At 59.8% G+C, this 21,157-nt stretch carries 10 protein-coding genes; all 10 read left to right on the top strand.

The window, feature by feature from the left end; all coding sequences use genetic code 11:
- The first annotated feature begins 3 nt into the window (after positions 1-3).
- The 10 genes from OKW35_RS32695 (at position 4) to OKW35_RS32650 (ending at position 21,081) form a co-directional block, all read left to right on the top strand.
- The gene (locus OKW35_RS32695; RefSeq protein ID WP_429554240.1) at positions 4-894 is read left to right on the top strand and encodes a DUF6685 family protein; all 891 of its coding nucleotides are present in this window, start codon (positions 4-6) and stop codon (positions 892-894) included.
- Positions 895-1,821: 927 nt separating this feature from the next.
- Positions 1,822-3,783: a hypothetical protein gene (locus OKW35_RS32690; protein ID WP_429554239.1), complete on the top strand. Its 1,962-nt coding sequence runs from the start codon at positions 1,822-1,824 to the stop codon at positions 3,781-3,783.
- Positions 3,784-3,813: 30 nt separating this feature from the next.
- Positions 3,814-9,585, top strand: coding sequence for a DUF6531 domain-containing protein (locus tag OKW35_RS32685; protein ID WP_429554238.1), 5,772 nt, complete (start codon positions 3,814-3,816; stop codon positions 9,583-9,585).
- Positions 9,582-10,220 carry a hypothetical protein gene (locus OKW35_RS32680; protein WP_429554237.1) on the top strand — a complete coding sequence of 213 codons (639 nt, stop codon included), beginning with the start codon at positions 9,582-9,584 and terminating at the stop codon, positions 10,218-10,220. Before OKW35_RS32685 ends, OKW35_RS32680 begins: the two co-directional genes overlap by 4 nt.
- A gap of 85 nt (positions 10,221-10,305) precedes the next feature.
- Positions 10,306-10,536, top strand: coding sequence for a hypothetical protein (locus OKW35_RS32675; protein ID WP_429554236.1), 231 nt, complete (start codon positions 10,306-10,308; stop codon positions 10,534-10,536).
- 387 nt (positions 10,537-10,923) lie between these two features.
- The gene (locus tag OKW35_RS32670; protein WP_429554235.1) at positions 10,924-11,145 is read left to right on the top strand and encodes a hypothetical protein; all 222 of its coding nucleotides are present in this window, start codon (positions 10,924-10,926) and stop codon (positions 11,143-11,145) included.
- A gap of 91 nt (positions 11,146-11,236) precedes the next feature.
- Positions 11,237-11,542: an HNH endonuclease gene (locus tag OKW35_RS32665; RefSeq protein WP_429554234.1), complete on the top strand. Its 306-nt coding sequence runs from the start codon at positions 11,237-11,239 to the stop codon at positions 11,540-11,542.
- Positions 11,543-12,238: 696 nt separating this feature from the next.
- Complete coding sequence (locus OKW35_RS32660) at positions 12,239-14,299, top strand: hypothetical protein (protein WP_429554233.1); 2,061 nt, start codon at positions 12,239-12,241, stop codon at positions 14,297-14,299.
- A 246-nt stretch (positions 14,300-14,545) separates the two neighbouring features.
- Positions 14,546-17,926 (top strand): DUF6603 domain-containing protein, encoded by a 3,381-nt coding sequence (locus OKW35_RS32655; protein WP_429554232.1) that lies wholly within the window; start codon positions 14,546-14,548, stop codon positions 17,924-17,926.
- Positions 17,923-21,081, top strand: coding sequence for a hypothetical protein (locus OKW35_RS32650; protein WP_429554231.1), 3,159 nt, complete (start codon positions 17,923-17,925; stop codon positions 21,079-21,081). Before OKW35_RS32655 ends, OKW35_RS32650 begins: the two co-directional genes overlap by 4 nt.
- The last annotated feature ends 76 nt before the right edge of the window (positions 21,082-21,157 follow it).

Here is a 21,157-nt window from a genome sequence, read left to right as displayed (position 1 = left end):
TTCATGATCGCGCCATGCACGGAGGCAAAGCTCGCAGAAAATCTCCGGTGGAGCGAAATCCGAATCCTCCGCCCTGGCGACAACCTGAAGTCGGACTGGTTTGCAAGGTATATGTGGGAAGGCGGTCGAATCTTCCTAATCAATTCCGGCGGATCGCATCACTTCGCCGTGGCCAAGTACATCGCAGCGCGCCTCGGCAAGGCTGTCCCGCTGAGTGGAAAGCTCAAGACTTATCGGATCAACGCGCAGATGGTCCGCGAGCTGTGTGAACTTTACGAGATGTTCGTATTCCCGGACGGCGGCGCATACGGCGAGTTTCACAATGCGATGCGTTCCTACCGCGCGGCATTCGGTGTGTACGGGATGCCGCCGCCATACGAGGACTCCGATCTAGTTCTACTTTCTAAAGAGGACAAGCGGCCAGCAAGAGTGGCCGCAGCCTTACGCGAAGGAGGTGCATTCAGCTTCAATGACTACCTCCGTCGCACGCTGGCAGATCAGGAGGCTGCCGTCGAGCCCGCCGTCAAAGCAAGCGCTGATAGCTCAACCGCTCCCGCCGCCTATCGGTCCAAGCGCGAGAGACTGGCCGAATTCGTCAGGCGGCTACGCGACGAGCGACCGGCATCATCGCGGGAGGACGCGCTGGCGCTCATGAAAGCAGTCGTGAACAGCGTCGAAGATCAGTTTTCTGGCAAGCCGGCGACCGACTACCGGGAGCGCATGCACGTTTTCGGATTCGAGTGCGACTGGAAGGATCTGAAGTCGGATCCTTGCTATTGGGACGATTTCGCGTCGGGATTGCATCGCACGAGCATCTTTCACAGCGGAAAGATTGTCATCACTCACCGAGGCAGACCCGACGTACCCGTCCTGGAGAAGAAAGGCGTAGCCTGACGGCATACGGCCAGTCGCCAGCCATTCGTTTCATGCTCCCGTGTTAACACGCCGGGCCGTCGCGCTGTAACTACCGCTGTTGTATCCTTGCCGGCGAGCGTCTACCACTATGCAGCGACTTCGTGCGCGAAATCGCGTGGCTTCAACCCGGACAGTTTCAGGGCCGCTCGATGCCACTCAACCAGCTACGAAGTGAGATGCTGGCATGGCGGTACCGTGTGCCCACCAAACCGAAGCCGGCCCCCGCACATCAGCCTCGCGCTCGTGGCCGAGGACGGCCAGCGCGAGTTCTACGTAGAGTTGGCCGACACATGGGCGATCGAGGAATTTACGGCGTTCGTGCAACGGGAAGTACAACGCCACGTGAGAGCTCCAAAAGCAACTGTGGCCTACCCAGTTTCTCGGGTGCCCGGTAGTTCATGTGAAAGGCGAAATCAAGCCATTTCGGTGCCAAAGCGTGCGGGTCATAACAGACAACTGGACTGCCAAGTCGTTGTTGATGTGATGATGCTGATACCGTAGGTAAGAAAGCATGCAAGCGCGGCAAAAAATCGAAAATGGCGGGGCGATTTTCGAATCACTTTTGCGAACTCGACTATTCCGCGTTGGTCAGTTCGACCGAATTCGCCGCGCGGCTCGGGATAACGATCAAGTCTGATTACTCCACCGACGAGATAAAACGCTTGCTTGGAGGCTGAAGCGCTCTTCTGACGCGTCATCCTACTTTCACTTGCATTCATGGTTTTGTATGCTACTTTAAATTCGTTGCGACGAGCAGAATCTGAATTGCTGTTCGCGCCGGGCATGGGTTCGGATAACTTTCACTCATTGTCCTTGTCAGAGGGGGCGCCGCGGCAGAGCAGGTAAACTTGACGGTTTTGAAAATTTCGCCAGCATTGCATCGCCTTCCCCAGAAGGGAGAACGTAATGGCTCTCGACATACTGTCCTTGCCGATTGACGTTCCATGGTCACTCGTCGCGATCAGCCAAGACATGTACGCTCCGTCGATCCGGAGCGAGCTTCCTCCCAAATGGCGACCTTCGATTGCTGTCTTCTCTTACGAACCGCCGCCACAGGCGGGTGATCCGCCTTCAGACGAGAAGGTCACTTACCTCAAAGTGACCGCCAGCATCACAGGATATCAGCCCGATAGCGGCGAGCTTGACCGCAATCTGTTTGGCAATCGGGGGGCAGTGGCCTCCATGATCGTCGACAACTATGAGCAGCTCGCCGGGAGCTATTACCCGGCGTATAGCGCGCTTGTCCAAGTTGCAGTATTCCCCTCTAACGAAGCGGAATGGGACGTGGCGCTCTACCCATATTTCGCCGATTTCGAGCCTAAAAAGCGTGAGCTAATCGAGCTAGCGACCGACACTGGAGAGAACGTCACCCAATCGGGGAAGAGCGTGAGCGTTCGTCGCGGAAGTTCGTCAGCGGACTCGATCGAGAACAGCCACATCAACCGAAGCAGTTCAACGGTTGGCATTTCGGGCGGTGCCTCTTATGCCGGGGCCAATGTCCAAGGATCGTACTCTTCAACGAGCGGAACCGAGGATGGTACCCGCAGCAGTCACGGAAGCGACAGCCTCTATGTGACACAGTCCGACGCCTCACGCGAAAAACGCGAATCCTTCTCACATACCACGAACCTTTCGCAGCTTTACCACCTTCTCGACAGTTATCACGCGGGGACCAATCGGGCAGTCTTCTTTGTCAATGCTCGGCCCCACCTCATCCAGTCGGATTACACCTTCGTTCCGGGTCCGCGGCAGCTTGAGGGCGTACAAGAATTTTTTCTGGTTGTACGCCGGCCGAAAGACATGGCAGCCATCTGTGTCGAGGCGGTACTTGAAACCGCTCATCTCGGCATTGCGACAATCTCCCACCATCAAGACGCGCAATACGATCACATTCAGGTTCACGGGCACTATACACAAGCCTTTTCACTCGCTATCACGGAAAGCGATTCAGGGGATATCGACGGCGACCTCAGAATTCCGGTCGGCTATCATTTCGACATGAGTCAGGGAGGCGGTACGTTCCACTATGACTGGAGCGGTAGCGTGCCTGCTTACGACTACCCCGTTCCGCCCGGCCTCTCGTTCAGCGACACGATCGTGGGCGAGAATACCAATAACGTCCACGAGGTCTATCCGGTTTTTGACTTTTATCCGGACCACGTTCATGTTCACGCGCACACCGTCACGGGGCTACACAGCGGCGGCAGTCGGACGCTCGACGTGACCGTCTATTGCGTCTCGGATCAGCCGACGCAAGCCGCTCAGGATTCAACGGAGACTCATGTAACGCTGATGCTCACCGGACGCCGCGTCTTTAGCTGTCCACCGCGCGGCTCCCGGATCAAAATTGTCGGCAAGGTGGCGGACTACGTGGCTTATGAGAAGCAACTCGCTAACGCCGCGGCTCTAGCTACGGCTGCCTTCAATCGGGAAGGGGCAAAGAACGTCCTTGCCGCCAACGCGCTTGGCCGAACGATTCGTGACGAAGTCATTTCGAGCGTGCGCTCCGGTGCTCGTTATCCCGTGGAGAGCGTCGATTTCTTGCGCAGCCAGTTCGCGCTCGTCCGCCTTACCCAAGGATTGGACAAAGTTGCCCCCAAAACGCTGGCAAGCAAGCTTCACTCGGTCGCGCCACAGGGCCTTCAGGCAAAGATCCGGCGGATCGCGCCCAACCTTACCTTGTGTGCGGCCGCCAAAGCACCACGACATGCACTCGCCGCCACGCTCGGGCTCACGTTGCCTGAAACTGCTGAACTGCTAGAGCATGCCTTCGGTATCTCGTCTCTCCGTGCAAGCCTCACCGCACCCGCCGAGGTTGGCCCGCCGGCAACGAAAGGCACCAAAGGCACAAAGACCCGCCGGCGCTGATTTGCGATCGACATATCGAGCGTGGCCGACATGGAAGAATCTACGGGGTGGTGGAAGCTCGAGGCACAGGGCGATACCTTTGTCTGGGTGCCGGCCCAGCCACACGAGCCAGGCGCACTTGAAGGTCCGGGGCCAGCTCCCACCGGAGACGGCACACAGCCCGAAGGCAGCGATTCTCCCGCGACGCTTGGAGCGCCCAACCCGCCAGACCAGCAACAGCCACCGCCGGCCCGCCCGCCGACGTCCAGCGATGGCGGAAATTCAGCGATGACGCCCGGCGGGGGGCCAAGCATTGATCCTGCCACGACGCCACCACCTACGGCCTCTGGCATAGAGCCAGATACGCCCCTTGCCGACCAGTATTTTCGTCCTGTCAACCCGATCCCCGACTACGCGGTGCTGGACCAGTTAATGGCCCAAGGATTGAGCCCCGAAGCTGCGCAGCAGCAGTTCGCTCAAATCATGCACAACGAACCGCCGCCCGATCAGCCTCATCCGATGTTCGGCAAGAACGACCGGCGCCCCGCCGCGACGTTGCTCGATCCGGTCGATCCTTTCGCGGGTCAGTATGTCGTTCAGGTTACCGACGTGGCCATCCCGGGACGCGAATTGGACCTCCGGTTGACCCGAACATACCGGTCGGGCGTCGTCTACTTCGGCCCATGGGGATTCAACTGGGATCACAACTACAACATCACGCTGCGCGAACTCGACGGTGGAGCGGTTGCAGTCTGGATGGGCGCGCTTCACGAGGACGTCTACCGCCCGGACCCAGGCGGGTTCCGGCCGCCTTTGGGCGTCTTTCGCTTCCTGGAGCGCCGCGCTGCGCCGCCAAACCTCTACGTCCTGACCGATCGGGAGGGCCTACGGTTAGAGTTCGATCGTCCCGCGGGTTGGCCGCTGCCTGAGCGCATCCCTCTCGTTCGGATCGTCGATCGCCACCGCAACGTCCAGTCCCTGGACTACGATGTACATGGCCGCTTGCAACAGGTGGCAGACGGCCACGGGAGGTATCTGCGCTTGCGCTACGGCACGTGCGGACTACTTGAACAAGTGGTTGACCATACCGGCCGGATGTGGCGCTACGAACACGAAAGCGACGTAGAGCACCTCGTTGCTGTCACGAGCCCTCCTACTGCCGAGTTTCCAGTGGGGGTAACCACGCACTACCGCTACGATCGGGACAACGTTCACCCCGCAATGCGCCACAACATGACGCAGGTTATTGGTCCCAGCGGCAGCGTGATATGTGAAAACATCTTTGGGGCGGATCCGCTGAACACTGACTTCAACCGCGTTATTTTCCAGCGCTTTGACAGGTTTGAAGCCAGCTTTACGGCGACAGAATTGCAGATCGTTCCACGCGTCGCGGCGAACATTAACATCCCGACTTTAAGAGTTGAGGTCATTGACCCAGGCTTCTACTATGTCTACACCTATAATTTCCGCGGTGATCTCCTTGACGAACGCTACCGCCTCGTATCGGATGGCAGCTACCGCATGGTGGCGCGTAGCTATCAATACGACGATCAGGGCAACCTGACCGGGCGCCGGGAGCCGAACGGCCTCGGGATGCTTTACACGTACGACAATGCAAACGTGCACCCGCGTGCGCGTGGGAACCTGCTGAAGCTCGAACTCGTCGCCCCCCCGACTTCCGCCGCCGCATCGCGAGTCCTTCAGATTCTTACCTATGAGCCGCAGTTTCACCGGCCGAAGAGCTTGCGCGACGAAGTCGGCAATGTGACGACCTGGATCTATGACTATGAAGTCCTGATGGGAAGCGTGGGCGACGTCGTTCGAATCGAATACCCGGACACGACCTTGCCGGACGGCTCATCGCAGGCTCGCGTGGAGCGTTTCTCCTACAACGCGTGGGGCCAGTTATCCGAACATCGGACGGGCGCCGGACATCGTCACGTATTCTCTTATGGCAATGTGGGGATGACGGCCGGCTATCTCATTTCTGTAACCTGGGACGCTGACGGCGCAGCGCAAACCGAGGGGTGGGAATACGACGCGCAGGGACACCGCCGCGCGTTTATTGACGGACTCGGAAACCGTACCGAGACCACGATTGATGCGTTGGACTGCATCACGGCCGTGCGCCTCCCGCCCGTAGCCGGTAAAACCGATGCGATCTATCTCTACTACTCACCTGAAGGGCGTGTGCGCCGCGAGGAATGGCCACGCGGCGCATACTCCGACGCGGTAATCACAGATCCATATATTGCGCACGAGTATACCTACGACGTTCTCGGAAATCTCTCTTCAGCCGTCTACGGAGTGAACACGGAGCGTCCGCTGCACTATGCGTATGAATACAACGCCGAGCACAAGGTTGTGTCGGTACGTGACCCTCTAGGCCGTATCACGAACCTCACGTACGACCAGCGCGGCCTGTTGGTCGGCATGATCGAGGCGGCAGGGAGTTCCCAGGAGGCTGCCTGGTCGTACACCTACGACCGAAACGGCAATCGCACTGCGGTCATTGACCCCGTAGGACACCGGTTCGACTATGTCTACGACGCATGGGATCGGCTCATTGCGCTTGATCTACCCGGCGCTCCCGACCCGGACCGCACGCGTGTGGAATTTACCTTGAACCGCTTCGATCGTGCGGACCGGGTTCGGATCACTGGCGCCGTCGCACCAGGTCTCAAGGGGATCCTCCTCGACAGCTACACCGATTTCGATGAGCGCGGACGCCCATGGCGGCGCACGGTCGATGCGCGCACAACCTTGATGACGTACGACGCGGACGATCGGGTAATCGCTCAGAGCGACCAGCGCGGGAGCAGCACAACTTTCCAGTACGACGGGTTAAATCGCATCGTGCAGGCGACGGACGCGATCGGCAATGTTCTTTCGCGGACGTTCGATGCCGCCGGCAATCTTACGATAATCCGCAGCAGCGAAATGCTGCCTGGTGGCGCCGCCACTGAGACCTTTGAGTGGACTGTCGAATACGATTCGCGACGCCGCCGCGTTGGCGTGACCGAACCGCTCGGTCGCGTCACCCGGTCGACGTACGACGCCCGCGACCTCGAGGTGGCAAACATTGACCCGTTAGGCCGCTCAGTGCTGCGATCTTTTGGCATGCGCGGGGAGTTGCTTTCAGTCACATCGCAAGTCGAGGCTGGCTCGAGCGCGACGCACACGTTCGAGTACGACGCCGCAGGCAGGCAAACTACTTACCGTGATCCTGAGGGTGAGGTCACCTCATTTGCTTACGATGATCGGGACCGACGGATTGGCATTACGTATCCCGACGGTCGGGTTCATCGCTTCCTCTACGGAATTCGACGACAGCCCGATGGGGAGGTGACGCCAGGTGGAACATCGATAAAGTACATTTACGGCGGCGACGCAGGCCTCAGGCAGATCGAGTTCACACCCGGCGCTGGAGTCGCGCCCACGTCGACAATCTCTCTGTTCTCCGACGGCCTGCGCCGACCAACGCGCCTTACGCAGGGCGGCATTACCCTCGATCGGATGTTCGATGCGAGCCTGCGCCTCACGTCGGAGTCTTGTAACGGCCAAACAGCTCGGATCGAGTATGACGATCCGGCCGGAATGGCGCGCCTGACCTATCCTGACGGGAGAGTCGATCGAATGACCTTCGACGCCATCGGCCGAATCTCGTCAGTGACGTTGATGACACCCACAGCGCTCACGGGCGTCTTAGCTGCCGGGACTAACTTGGCGAAATTTGACTACCGGGGGCCGCGCAGGGTAGCGCGGCGCCAACTGTGCAATGGCGTCGTCACGACCATGGATTACGACGGTGCGGCCCGGCTGACGGCGATTCGTCATACAGACGCTGGCGGCGCAATGCTCTCGACGGTGCGCTACGTGTACGACGCTGGCGACCGGCGACGCCTTGTCTGGTCGAATCCCGGACCCCAACAGACGTGTCGGATTGACTACGACGACGTAGACCGTGTCCGCGGAGCGACGTTTGGCATTGCGATCGCGGAGCCTGGGGCGAACCTCAGCCAGATGGCCGCTGATGCGGCAATAGCCGCCGCCGCAGGAGTTCCCGGCATCTCGACTGAGTCGTACGTTCTCAACCGCAGCGATGTACGGACTGAATGGAAAGTCACCAGCCCTGCGAGCTCAACAACTCACACATATGTGCTCAACTCGGCGTGGGAGATTGAACGAGATGTTCGCACTGGAAGCGGAATGGGAACTTCCCCGTTTGCCTGGGATGCAGACGGGCGATGCACGCAGGACGACCGCTTCAATTATGTTTACGATGCGCTAGGGCGGCTCGTAGAGGTCAGGTCACTATCGACGATGACGACGGTATTGACCCAGCGCTTTGATCCGGCCGGCAGAGTGATGGACAGGACCGACGGTACTACAAGCTACGGCGAGGTACATCTCGGTTATCGTTCACTTGCTCGCACAGACGGCAATGGCCATCTGACCTTGCACTTTACGCCCGGGCTGGCCGTAGACGAGATCCTCATGGAGAGCACGGGAATCAATCGCTTCCCCTTGCAGGACCCGACTGCCTCCGTGCTGCTTTATACGGACGCCTCGGGAGAGGTGGTCGAGCGTTACCGATATTCGCCGTTCGGAATCGCGTCGATCTTTGCGCCGGACGGCGTGACGTCGCGAGCATCCAGTACGATTGGGGGTGTCGCGCGGTTCGGCGGGCATCCGCTTCTTTCGATTGACCGGTATGACGCCCGAGCACGGGTCTACGATCCGGGGACTGGACGTTTCTTGCAGCCGGACCCGCTAGGTTATCGCGATGCGTCAAACCTGTACTTGTACGCGCATCACGATCCGATAGGTTTCGTCGACGCAACTGGCGAAGCAGCTATTCTCGTTGGACTTGCGGTTGCCGCGGGCATCGGCCTCGTGATGGGCTTGGGCACCGATGCCATCCATCAAGGCTTGCAGCTTCACGAGGGGTCGCGTCGGGAATTCAGCTGGGGTGAGCTTGGACTTTCCGCCGCTGGAGGAGCGATAATGGGCCCGGTCATGGTGTTCGCCCCGGAGGTTGGAATCCCTCTCGCGGCATATGGAGCAGGGCAAGGGCTCGAAGAAATTTCGCAGGGTCACTGGGAAAGCGGGTCGTTTGACGTCGCCATGTCGTTGCTGCCATTCGGCCTGAAGGGAGCCCGTTCAGCCATGGTGGGCGAGGGTTCGGTGTTCTCTCCAGCACGCGGGCTCGGTCCTTCGGCAACGGCAAATGTACGCTACGCCCGGTTCGGCGAACTCGGCCGCGCAGCTGCAGACATGACGGGACGAATTGCAAACGCGCGTTTCTATCGAGGAACTACCTACTACGAAGCGCTGCAAGCTGAGCAAGCGGGACTTGACATTGCGAACGTCAGGAATCGACAGGTCAGGGCAGCAGCTCCTCCACGACTCGGCCCGGGTCTTTATTTCACGACCGAGCCGGGCGCACCCAACGTTGGTGGAAGCGCAGAATACTGGGCCAATTTCCACGGAGGACAAGGGCAAGGAGGCGGCCCGTCTGTACTCGAAGCGAGCGTTCCACGATGGCGATTGGCCCTTCTTCGGCGTGAGCCAGGGGTGCAAATCCGCGTACCTCAACCGAACTTTCCATTGAGCCCGGCCTCGAGAGAATCGTTCTTTCCGTTCGAAGGACCGAACAATCAACCGCCGACCGGCCCGGGCGCCAACTTCAACGCAGTCGCAAAGTGGCGGCTGTGGGATCCGAATGCGGCTCAGCCGAGTTTGTCGAGCCTCTTGCCGCCGCTAGCAGCGGGCAGTGCCAGATGGCCCGGTACACCGCTTGTCAGTCGAGGTAACAAATGATGAGCGAAGAGCTTCGACTTATCGAACTCGCACTATCCGAGATCGAATTGCCTGAGGATGCCGATCTCCTTCGCGAGGGACCGCTGGACCGGGGCGTCGTGCTGGCGGCGATGGTTGACTACTTGAAGTTGGGTACGCACCTTCCCATTTCTCCACGAGTGACGTGGGTACAACCCTGGTTTCGCGTAATCGACGGAGCGAAAACGCTCTGGGCCGCGCGCAAAAGCGGCTGGACCCGTTCATTTCAAGCTGTCCTGGCGATCGACCGGAGAGCGACGCCTGAGGCAATATGGGAACGCACCACTTCATTTCCTCCGTTGAGCACGGTAGATGGAGGGTCCGATTTCGAAGAGCGCATCCAGGTTTTGCACTTCATGCGGTCGCTCGAACGATCGGAAAAGATCTTCACTGAAGACCGTCTTGCACAGTTGGCGGAAGCCGTTCGCGCTAATGAAGTAGTTCGATTCTCCGAGATATCTAATCTGGCTTGGATAACCGATGCTGCACTGGCCTGGTCTACCCCGGTGACGCTGAACACTGAAGACTGTGGTGGGGCTGTGGAATGGTTCGAATTTCTTGCGGACCTGCGTCGCCATGCACTGCCGCTACTGGCTGTCAATGGTCGCAAATGCTGAGACAAGGTGTCTTCAGGACAGGTCGTCTGGCCGCTGCAATCACGATCACTGTCCTTTTCGACAATTCGGGCGAGTAATCGAACGGTTGAGCTGGCTCGATCAGTTCGCTGATGAGGCAGAGCGCATGCTGTGTTTCGACTATGCCGGCGATTGGGAATTGCTCGTGGATCTCGTCGGCGAGGTGCCTCCCGGCTGGTTGGCGTGTCACATCGGCGAGGTGATAGACTTCGATCAAGTCGAAACGTACTTTCGTGAGTACGGCGGCCGGCATCATGCGCTGCACGATGCGCGCGCGAATCTCTACGCGTTGTTGTAGACAGACTGTCACGCAGCAGCGCTGCGCGACCAAATAACCTCACGATGTTCGGAAAAGGCCGGCTCGGTGAAGGTTGGGCGATGGGATTACGACTATTCCAGGCAGACGGCATCGGTTCGCGTCGTCACACCATGACGGTCTGATTCACGATTACGTATAACGTCATGATTTTGACGATGGGCGGCCGTAATCTGACATAAGCGCTATTATGTCTCGCAGCCGTGACCACCAGCCTCATCTCGTCTTCGTACGTGTGGAACGCTGGCGTCAAACGCGCCGATTCCCTTGGCTGGCGGGGACCTTATCGGGATTGGTATTTCTCGTGAAACATCATTCGCGCTCATACCGCACACGCAAACAAATCATATCGGGCATGGGGAGCCACATATGTATCTGGGAATCGATCAACAAACTGGCCTCGTGTACGAAGGCCTTAACGCTGCCCAGTTGCCTACGGTGCCAACTCCCAGCGTGACCCAGGCCAAATTGATCGAAACACAGCAAGATTGGAACAGCCTGCCAGGCGGTCTTCTTTTGTCTCCATTGTCCTGGGTGTTTCGCGAGGACACCTTCGACTGTCTCGCGGACGCGACGCGGCAGGCTCTATGAGCCCATTCCGGGGCAACCGCAGCCGCACCCGCAGCGTGTCGTACCACATCCCTATGAAGACCCCTGGGGCCGTTCTCTCACACACGATGGCGTGGCAGACAAGCCCCTCTACGTGTACACGGCCTGCACACGCCTTTTAGCTCGGCCCCGCGTTCACAATGGACTGTTGTTGCGAAGCGATCTGCACACGCTGTTCGACCTCGGGCTGCTTGCAATCAATCCCGCCACAATGACTATTTCATTGCACCCTGCGCTGCTGGGGATGGGATACGGTTCGTTCGAAGGCGCGCCGCTATTCACGAACGGCACCAGTGGACCGGACAACGCCGCACTTGCCGAACGGTGGAAGTTCTTCAACAGTCGTCTCTCTCATGCCGAAGAAGAGGTTGCTGTGTAGGCAGTGCTGTGTAGGCAGTGTACCGCCCTCGCGCGGCCGGCCGTAGTCGACCCCGTTGCCGCCGGTTGAGCCGTCAGACTTTAAACCGCAGGTATCGGGTGCGGAGCAGTCGCTCCGTATCGGTACGGCCAACTCGCGGACAAATAATCGGCCATTATAGACATTCGACGAGCTGCACGATCCCGGGTGCCGCTAATGTCCGGTTTCGAAAATTCGAGTGTTCGTGGCCCGTCCGAGACGATCAAAGAACACTTACGACTGTCCAGCCAAACGAGATCACTCAATGCGTTTCTATAGTCGAGGTTCGATGTTGAACCGATCGTTCGAGGAAAGCCCGTGCTCATCAGCGCAGAGTCAACGGCACCAAACAAGTGCGAGGCCGTGCTGCAATGGGCAATCTGTTCCGGACTAGGCTCCGAGAACACTCCTTGACAACCCCCGGCGATCTCCTAGATTTAATTGCAGTTGCCCGCAGGCCGACGTCTGTAATGTCGATCGGCCATATTTCTGCGTTTGCGCAGTCAATCGGCATCAGCAAAAATTGCTACAAGCCGATCGACCACATAAGCATTGCTGAGCGCTTATAAGGCGCGGCAATATCGGCTAGTCTGTGTTTGGAGAATTGGCAAAAGATTTAATGCATTCCATATGTTGCCGCCAACGACCAAATTGGCAATCGGCCATGAAAGGATTCAAATGACAGGTCCCGAACGGGTTCAGGAAGTCAAGCGTGCGGCTCAGGCGAGGCTCCTCGTGCTTCCGGGGGTGCATGGGGTCGGCATCGGGCCGAAGCTGGTCGACGGCAGACCAACGGGCGAACTGGCGATCAAGATTTATGTGATCCGGAAGAAGCCGCTCACCGAACTCACCACCGAGGAGATTATTCCACCCGAGATCGATGGAGTAAAGACCGACATCGTCGAAATGGACGTGCCAACGCTGCACGGAGACGATTCAAAGGAGCGACCATTGATCCTCGGAACACAGACGATGGCAAAGAATGGGCGCCTGACAGGGACGCTGGGGTTCCTAGCTCACACCGTCGAACCTCAGCCGAAGCTTGTTGCGATTACTTGCCAACATGTCGTGGCGCCGCCGATGGGTGCCAAGAGGTCAAAACTTGAGGTGAGTGCGCCGGACCCAAATTTGCCGTCGCCGAACCCGTACCTCATCTCCTTCAAGGGGTCGAACACTCCGGGGACGCTGATCGTCGTTAACATGGTCCGCGTTCTCCAAAATAGAACTATAAACGTGTTTCAGATCACCGCCGAAACTGAAACTCTGAGTTCGATCGCGAAGAGTGTGGAAACTGCCATCAACGGGATCGCAGACGCCGGAGTGACGGCCGCGATTGGCGACCTTCCCGAGAAAGTGGTCATTACAAGGAATCCGGCGGCGGATACACTCGTGAAAAGCTGCGAACTTTACGACCCGCCGAGCCCGGACCCGGAGTCAAAGCTGCTTGCCTCGGTTACCGGTAATGTGGTGACCCTGTCCGGAAAGACCGACGGCGAGTACGGGATCTATACGAGTTGGAGTACCAATGGAAGCGAACCGAGCCACGGAAGCTTCACACCGGTAGTCAAGAACTCGGCGTTGACGACCGCCGCCAGTGACATCGCGTCGACGATCAACGGTCTCTCGATCAGCGGCGCCACAGCTACTGCGACCGGGGCCACCGTGACTATCCCAGGTGCGACGGCGGTGCTGTGCCAAATCGCTAGCGATATTCGCGTAGGACAGCCAATGGATGGCTTCTCATCGAACTGCAGCCTCTGCTGCAGCGATGAGATTGGCAGGGTCCTGAACGCCCATGCGGATCTCGACGTCGCGTTAGTTCAGCTTCGCAGAGGGCTAGCCTACATGGACGAGGTCAAGGGCGACGATTCAATCCCGAAGCCCCATACCGCGATAACAGGCTTCCATAGGGTGACAGTTGCGGAGGTGAACGCCTCGTACGAGGTTCACAAACGGGGGGCGACAACTTTGTATACTTCCGGCATCGTTGATTCGGTGGACTTCTTCTCGGGCGTCATTGGCAATTCTGGTCACACTGAGTCCGGTGATAGCTGGCGCGTGTTTTACCGGTACTATGACGAGGCAATGGTCGTTAAGGGCAACGGAGGATTAGCGTTCTCCGCCCCTGGCGATTCAGGGGCTGCAGTGTTCAACAACAGCGGTGAGGTCGTAGGGATGCTATTTGGAGGCGCCGCTGACCGCACTTTTGTAACACCCGTCGATCAGATAATTACTGGCATGGGGGTCACTGTAGTAACCGCCACCGCTCTTGGTCAAAAGCTGACAGTGAGCAACGCCGAAGGTGCCCTCGCGATGGTGAGGGCCGATGGCGACTTGGCGACTCCACAACTGCTGGAGGTTCAGGCTGAGATTTCTGCGACTCCCGCTGGCCGGGAATTGGCGGAACTGGCGCGGCGCCACGCCGAAGAAGTACAGATCTTGGTCAACACCAACCCACGTGTTGCGACTGCCTGGCACCGGAACGGCGGGCCGCGGATCGCCGAGGCCGTGTTTGGTTTCTTGCAGGCAAAGGACACGCGCCTGCCTGAGGAGCTTGACGGGATTTCGCTACCGGACTGCCTCAGAAACATCCAGCGCGCGCTGATGAAGTACGGTAGCGAAGCACTGTCGGCTGACCTCGAACGCTATGGTCCACAGATCCTGGCCCTAAGCAACCTCAGCTATCCAGAGATGCTTGCGCGAATGAGAGGCCAACAGTCAGTGGTGCCAGTCCCATGATCACTTCAAAAATGCCGGTGCGGCGAGGGAGTTGGTTCCGCGACGGCTTCTTCTGATCCTTTGCGTGCTCACGCTCGTGGCCCAGGCACAGGCCGCGGAGGCACAACGCACGAGCAATCCTTACGTCGTGTTCGGCGTGAAGGCAACCACGAGGTTCGGACAAGCGCTCGACCATCTAGACACACTGGAGACTTTTTAATGTCGGGACGCGCAGGGACTCTCGAGACGTTGGCCCAAGAGGTGGCATTGGCGCTGCAGCCGCTCGAATCGCAGCTCACCACCACCAACGTCATTCCGTTCCTCTCGGAGCTGGGGCTGCAGTTCCCTCCACAGCTTCTCGCACAGGGGGGGGTCACGGGAGCGATGACCACCTGTGCGACCTCCGCTGGCGCCCTGTCGGGCCTGATCACTCAACTCACGAACGACATCGCGGCCGACAACGAGGCCGCCATCGTGCAGGACGGGATCCAACTGATCCAGCAGATCGCGAAGGTGATCTCGGGCATCGATCAGATCGGCAACCAGCTTGAGGCTGTGGCCGGCGCCTTAGGCTTGAACACGGCCGAGGTCCAGACGTTTGCGCGGGACCTGACATCGAACCTGATCAGCTATCTGTTGGTCTCTTATCTCGAGAATATCCAACCCGGTGTGGTGGGGGTAGGCAACATCTTAGGCATCCTGGATTACATTCGGCAGCCGGGCATCAGCGGAGACCCGACCCATCCGCCTTTTACGATCCGGAAGCTCCAGCTCGGTAACCTTGGGAAGCTCCTCTCAAAGCCGGAAGCGTTGTTGGAGACCTTGTATGGCTGGGGCGATCCCGGCTTCGATGGTTCAATTCTCATCCCCCGGCTCAGCACGTCTTTGAATCTGCTCGGTCTCACATCGAACGTCCAGCCCGGTCCTGGGCACTCGCTCGAAGCCGGCTTGGTTTCGATCCAGGCCAACCCGGCCACGAATCCTCCAGGGCTTCTCACCGCTCTGAACTATCCAATTCCAGGCGGCTTCGCGATCACGATCCCGCTCAGCGGCGTCTGGTCGATCCAGATACAGACCGGGGGCACGCTGACCGCCGGCCTTCAAACGACCGTAACCCCGCCTGCAACGGTCGATATAGCCTCGATCGATGCGACGTTGAACGGCCAGATGGTATCGAACCTGATCGCCAAGGCCCCGGATGCGAACTCGCCGATCATCCTGATCGGGCAGACTGGCGGCAGCCGGATGCAGACCGACTCGTTCTCATTCGGGATGGGCCTGAATATCTCCGTGGACGCAGGCGCAGGAAAAGCGAGCGTCGACCCGCTGATCCAGATCCAGGTCACCGGAGGCAAGGTCGTGATCGACACCTCCCAGGCCGACGGATTCATCGCGGATGTGCTATCGGGGATCCACGTCGAGGCCGGCTTCGATCTCAAGGCGACCTGGCGGGGCGATACCGGAATGCATATCGAGGGCGGCGCCCAGCTCGAGATAGACCTTCCCTTGCATCTGACCCTTGGGCCAGTCACGTTGCCCACGCTCTATATCGTCGGTGGGGTGAGCGATTCAGGCATTCCTCTCGAGATCTCGGCTGCTCTGGGACTGGAACTGGGTCCTTTACAGGTCTCGATCGACCGGCTCGGCGTCACAGCCAACCTGACCTTCCCCGACCACGGCGGCAACCTGGGGCCAGCCGATCTGGCGATCGCCTTCAAGCCGCCCAACGGGCTCGGTCTCGCTATCGACGCCGGGATCGTGGCCGGCGGTGGATATATCACCTTCGATCCGGTCAAGGGTCAGTACGCCGGCATTCTCCAGTTGTCGATCGTCGACACGATCCAGGTAGTGGTGATCGGCGTGGTGGATACGGTCTTGCCGGACGGCTCAAGCGGCTTCTCGCTGCTCCTGGTCATCACCTTCAACCTGCCTCCGATCCAACTTGGATTTGGCTTCACACTCACCGGCGTCGGTGGGTTGGGCGGGATGAACCGGACCATGAACGTCGACGCACTGCGCGCGGGGTTCCGGGCTCACGCACTGAACTCGGTGATGTTCCCGCCCGATCCTATCGCGAACGCGCCGCGGATCATCAGCGATATCCGCAATTTCTTCCCCCCGGCGCAAGGCCGCTACCTGTTCGGTCCGATGCTTCAGATCGGCTGGGGCACGCCGAAGCTGATCACCTTGACGGTTGGCGTGATCCTGGAGGTGCCCGACCCGATCCGAATCGCAATCCTGGGCCTGATCGATGCCGGGTTGCCCACCACCGATCTTGCGCTTATCGAAGTGCACGTTGACGTGCTCGGAATTATCGACTTCGGCGCCCAGAACCTTTCGATCGACGGGTCACTGTACGACTCACGCGTTCTGGTCTTCTCGATGGCGGGCGATATGGCGTTCCGCCTCTCATGGGGAAGCAACCCGAATTTCGTCTATTCGATGGGCGGATTCAATCCGCACTTCAACACGGATGGATTGAACGTTCCGCAACTCCGCCGGCTCTCAGTCAGTATCGGAGACGGCGACAACCCTCGGATCAGCTCCAACAGCTACCTGGCGGTGACATCCAACTCGTTTCAGTTCGGCGCAAACGTCGAGGCCTACGCCGCTGCGGGCGGGTTCAGCATCCACGGCTACCTCGGTTTCGACGTTCTGATCATCATCTCCCCGTTCTCATTCGAGTTCGACTTCTACGCGGGATTCGACGTCGCGTTCGAAGGGATGACCCTGTTAGGTCTGAACGTCAGCGGGCTGTTGTCAGGTCCCACTCCCTTTCACCTGCACGGCGAGGCCACAATCTCGCTGCTGTTTTTCAGCGTCAGCGCATCGGTCGACCTCACTTGGGGCGACAGCAAGCAGGCGACCCTGCCAGCGAGGCCGGTTCTGCCGGACCTGACCAACGCGCTAAAGAACCCGTCCAACTGGAAGGCGGCCCTGCCCGAAGGAGCTGCGATCGCGGTGACCTTGGCAACACCGGCCCCGGGCGACAAGTCGCTACGCGTCCACCCGATGGGCACGCTGGGCGTCAAGGAGTCGGTCGTGCCGCTCGATCTTCCGATCACCCGATACGGCGACGCGACTCCGTCGGATGGCACCGAGTTCTCGATCGCCAGCGTTCAGCTGAACTCGGTCGCCGAGAACATCCAGGCAATCCCGGATTACTTTGCCATCGGGCAGTTCACGACCTTGAGCGATGCCGACAAGCTCGGCAAGCCCAGCTTCGAAAAGTACGCTGCAGGGGTCGATATCGGCTCGTCGTCGGTGCTGAGCGGACAGGATTCGCCGCGCCAAGTGCACTACATCGAGTACCAGATCCCAGAGCTCACCAGCTTCTCCAAATTCACCCGGATTTATCAGATGCCGGCCCGCGTCCACAGTGCGCTGGTTGCGCAGGGTGCCGGGTTCGACTCGAAGGTCAAGACCTCCGGAATGTCGAAATACTCCGCGGGCCCAGTGGAACCGATTGCCGTTCAAGACGCGCACTACGTGGTCACCAGTGCGGTTGACCTGACCATCCGATCGGACATCGTTTCCGAAAGTACGTCGTTCTATCAAGCCCAGGCGAGGCTGAGCAGTTACCTGGCCATTCACCCGGAGGAATCGTCGACGCTCCAGATCCAGGCCCTCCACGAGGTGACGGCATGAGCGATCCCACTACAGCCAACTACCACTTCCAGGCCTGGGCCCGTCGAGGGATCGGCGCCAGTTTGGACAGCCCCGATGCCGGCACCTTGCCCGATCGTGCCACCGTCAACGTTCAGATCGCCCTGAACGTGCAAGGCGGCGCCCAGCCGAACCCGGTGCTTCCGCCACCGGTTCCTGTCCAACTGTACGGCCCGGGCGACATTATCGGTATCGAGCTCCGTCACATCATCCGCACCGACCCCCCCCAAGGGACGGAAACGGTGAACTACGAGCCGAACTACCTGTGCAGCATCGAGTTCGACTCGCCCGATTTCCCCTGGCTCTTCACGCCGGCGGCGCCGAATGGCGACCGCTTGCACCCCTGGCTCGCATTGATCGCGTTGAAGCAGGACGAGTTCACGGCGCCGAAAGATATTGCGCCGAATCCCCTGCCGGTGATCAGCGTTTTGAATACCACCGCCCTCCAGGACCTCTCGGGATCCTGGAACTGGGCCCATGTGCAGATCAGCGGCGATGACTCGCTCGCAGACAATTTGTCCAGCGCACCTGGCAATGTGCTGTCCCGGCTGATCTGCCCCAGGCGTCTCGATCCGGAGACCTCGTATTCGGCGTTCCTGGTTCCCGCCTTTGCGAACGGTGTGATGGTTGGGCTTGGGCAGGACACGTCCGGTACCCATACGTCTGATCCGGCCTGGGCGGACAACGCGCCCGCACCACTCACCCTTCCGTTCTACTACTGCTTCGATTTCCACACGAGCGACGAGGGCGACTTCGAATCGCTTGTTCGAAAGCTTACACCGAGGGTCCTTCCCGCAGAGATCGGACAGAGGCCGATGGATGTGAGCCAGCCGGACCCCGGGATTCCGTCCGCCGGAGGACCTCTCGGGCTGGAAGGAGCGCTTCACAGCGTATCGACGACACCTACGCCTTGGAGCGGTGCTGACAAGGACGCCTTTCAGAGTTCGCTGCAGGACTGGATCAATCAGACCGCTCCGCCCATCGACGATCCCGCAAATCCTAACCCACAGGACCCTGTCGTGGTTCCACCGATATACGGCCGATGGCATGCGGCCATCCGTAGCGTCGATAGAACGGCCGCCGGTTGGGAGAACGATCTGAACCTCGACCCGCGGAATCGCAGCGCGGCGGCATTCGGCACGCAAGTGGTGCAAGACGAGCGGACCCAGCTCATGGCGAGTGCCTGGCAACAGGTCGAGGGCGTCATCCAGGCCAACCAGATGCTGAGGCAGGCCCAGCTTGCTCGGGCGGCGACCCAACAGCTCTACCGACAGCATTTCGTGACTGCTCGACCCGACACGGTACTGAGCTTCACCGCGCCGCTTCACACGAAGATCCTGGGGAGCCCCACTACGGTTCACGCGATCGTTCGCTCAAGCCGCGTTCCGGATCGGATGTTCACGGGAGCGTTTCGCAAGACCGCCCAGCGGCCGAGGCATCTTGGAATGGCTACGCCCGGGCCTTCCACGCTGCTGGACCGTGTGAACAGTGGCGATGTCACGATGGTACCGCCGCCTGAACCGCCCGGAGGTATGGTACCGATCGAGCAGGTCTCGAATCAGGATGCACCAGCTTGGGCAGAGCAGCTCTTGAAGTACTGGCCGGGGATCCTCTGGGTGGCCATAGCAGTGCTCGTGATCCTCGTGCTGGCGATCGGGTTCGCGATTGGATGGCTTGCGGCGATCGCGGTTTCCGTCGTTCTCGGCGCTGCGATCGCGGCTGTTTCTGCGACGCTGCAGAAGGGCATCGCGGCGGCGGCGGCGGCCAAGCAGATTCAGTTCCCAAGTTTCACTGCGGAACTCCTAAATCAGGCGCCAGCGCAGCCCGGCTTCCAGGTCGAACCCGTCGGCTCCTCGCCGCCAGCCGGCTCAGGCTCGGTCGATTCGCCTCAAGCCGCGGCTTTCCGCACCGCAACAAGCGACCTGTTCGGCTTCTATCAGACCTTGCCCGCCTATCCGCCGCCGGCGCCCCCCTTGGATATCCCCGCACTTCGGACTACTGTTCTAAACCGGATCGATCCGGTCACGACCGTCGCCAGTCGGATGCAGGGCCTGATATCGCTCCCCCCACGTCTGCAGTGGCATCCGCTCGACCTGCTTGAGCCGATCATGGCGGCTCCCGAATTCCCGCAAGCGATGTACAAGCCCTTGTCGGAACAGTATCTGCTGCCGGGGGTGGAGCTGGTGCCGCCCGACACGATGGGGCTTCTCGAGGCGGACCACGGATTCATCGAGTCGTACATGGTCGGTCTCAACCATGAGATGTCGCGACAACTGCTCTGGAACGGCTATCCGACGGACCAGCGGGGAAGCTATTTCCGCCAGTTCTGGGACGTGCGAGCCTATGTGCCCACCCCGAGCGACCCGACCGACCCGGCCAAGCTCAAGGAGCTTCTCAAGGACATCCCTCCGATCAACACCTGGCCGCTTGCGCTACCGCTCGGCGATCATCCGAACCGGACCGACATCGTCCCGAACAATCTTGTTCTGCTCGTGCGGGGCGAACTGTTCAAGCGCTATCCGACTGCGATCGTGTACGCCTGCAAGGCCAAAAAGGACGACAAAGGCAATCGCGTGCTGGACGAGACCGTTGAGCACTATCCGCTGTTCAAAAACCCCCTGCCCCCGGATATGACCTTCGTTGGGTTCAACCTTTCGGTTGACGACGCGCGAGGAGGAACCGCGAGCTCTCCGGACGGATTCTTTTTCGTGTTCCAGCAGCAGCCGTCTGAGCCGCGGTTCGGGCTGGAACCCACCCCGCCAGGTCCGGTGAACCACTGGTTCGATCTGGCCTGGACCAACTTCGCGATCGCCGGCGCCGAGCTCGCACCGAAGGTCGCACAACCGAAGGCGGTCTCCAGCGCCACCGTGACGTTTGCACCGTCTCCTTCCGCGTTGCTGGCGAACAGCCCGTGGCGAATGGCGTCGCGGGCGTTCAGCCTGGTCCTGCAAGCCACCCATCTCCCCGACTTTCTGAAGCCCGAGAACAAGCCTACCGGGACGGCGATCGTCTCGGACCCGCAAGACCCGGACTCCAACAACGACTGGGGGGTGAACAGCGCCCAGACCGCCTACATCCTGCTTCGGCTACCGTTCCGGATCCTGGTTCCAGCGGACATGATGCTGCCACCCCCATGATCAACTCGCACGTCTGCATCGCTCCGGTCTTAGCCGGTTACTGAAGCTACCGAGGATCCGCCGCGGCCCCCTCTCT

The sequence above is a fragment of the Paraburkholderia sp. MM5477-R1 genome (assembly GCF_050436385.1).
In the GTDB taxonomy this organism is placed as follows: Bacteria; Pseudomonadota; Gammaproteobacteria; order Burkholderiales; family Burkholderiaceae; genus Paraburkholderia; species Paraburkholderia tuberum.
The sequence above is the reverse complement of the archived record's forward strand: the minus strand, read 5'-3'. Positions and strand labels throughout refer to the sequence as shown.